The 1,344-nt window shown below is 82.1% G+C and carries 1 protein-coding gene; it reads right to left on the bottom strand.

Features of this window, described 5'->3' with window-relative positions:
- Positions 1-1,344: polyketide synthase dehydratase domain-containing protein (locus tag AB0E96_RS41205; RefSeq protein WP_359831971.1), on the bottom strand; the 1,344-nt coding region annotated here is incomplete at both ends.

Raw genomic sequence — 1,344 nt, forward strand, 5'->3', positions numbered from 1 at the left:
GGGTTCCCTGGGGTGGCCCCCCCCCCCAACCCGCCCAAACCCGGGGCACCCCGTGGCGCGCTCCGCCCCGCGGCGCGGCCCCCCGGGGGGGGGGGCGGCCCGCTCGGCGCCGAGCGCCCGCAGCTCCGCCGCCAGCTCGCCGAGCCCGGTCGCGTTCTCGGCCGTGCCTCCGGCCGGGTGCCCGGTCCCGGCCAGGAGCAGGTGGCGGGCTCCGTGGGTGCGGACCAGGTGCCGGGCGAGCGCGGCGCCGGCCGGCAGGTCGGCGCCGGTGAGCAGGACCGTGCCGGTGGCGAAGGGCCGCTCGGCGGACGGGCGGGCGGCGACGGTGTCCGCGGCGGGGGCGTACGGGATGCCCTGGCGGACCGTCAGTTCCGCGTGGCCGGAGCGCAGCGCGGCGCCGAGGGCCGCGCGGGACTCCTCGCCGCCGTCCAGGTCGACGACGGCGAACCGGCCGGGGTGCTCGGCCCGCGCGGCGCGCACCAGGCCGAGGACGGCCGCCTGCGCGGGATCGGCGGGCCGATCGGGGGTGGCCACGGCGCCCTCGGTGACCACGACGAGCCGGCTCGCGGACCAGCGCTCGTCGGCCGCCCAGCGGCGCAGCAGCGCGAGGGTGCGGGCGGCGGGCTCCCGGTCGGTCCCGTCGACGGGCGCGGCAACAGCCGTGGCGGGGAGGACGGCCGCGGGGTGGAGCACGAGTGCGGGCCGGGCCGGGCCGTCACCCGCGGCGGCGTCGAGCGCGTCGAGGTCGCGGTGCACGGCGGCCGGGGAGCCGTCGGGCGCGGTCGTCGCGTACGGGTCGGTGCCGAGTACGGCCCACCCGTGGGCGTGGCCGCCCTCGTCGGCGGTGTGCCCGGACGCGCCGGCGGCCACGGGCGCCCAGCCGAGGCGCAGCAGGGTGCCGGTGGAGCGGGCGGCGGCGAGGTCGGCCGCGTCCAGCGGACGGGTGGTGAGGACGGCGTCGAGCACGGGCTCGCCGTCGGCGTCGGCGAGGTGCAGGGCGAGCCGGCCGGGCCCGGCCGGGGCGAGGCCGGCCCGCAGGGGGCCGTCCGACGCGCGGTGCGCGGTCAGGCCGCTCCACGCGACGGTGGTGTGGGCCCGGTCGGCGTCCTCGCGCAGCAGGTGGTGCAGGTGGGCCGCGGCGTCCAGCAGGACGGGGTGCACCAGGTGGCCCGGGTCGGTGACGCCGGAGGGCAGGGCGAGTTCGGCGAACAGCTCGTCGCCCCGGCGCCAGCCGGACTGCAGGGCCCGGAACGCCGGGCCGTACTCCTGCCCGGCGGCGGCCAGCCGCTCGTACGCCTCGTCGACGTCGACGGGCCGGGCGCCGCGCGGCGGCCACTCGCCGGC

It is taken from the genome of Kitasatospora sp. NPDC036755, from assembly GCF_040636595.1.
Taxonomy (GTDB): Bacteria; Actinomycetota; Actinomycetes; order Streptomycetales; family Streptomycetaceae; genus Kitasatospora.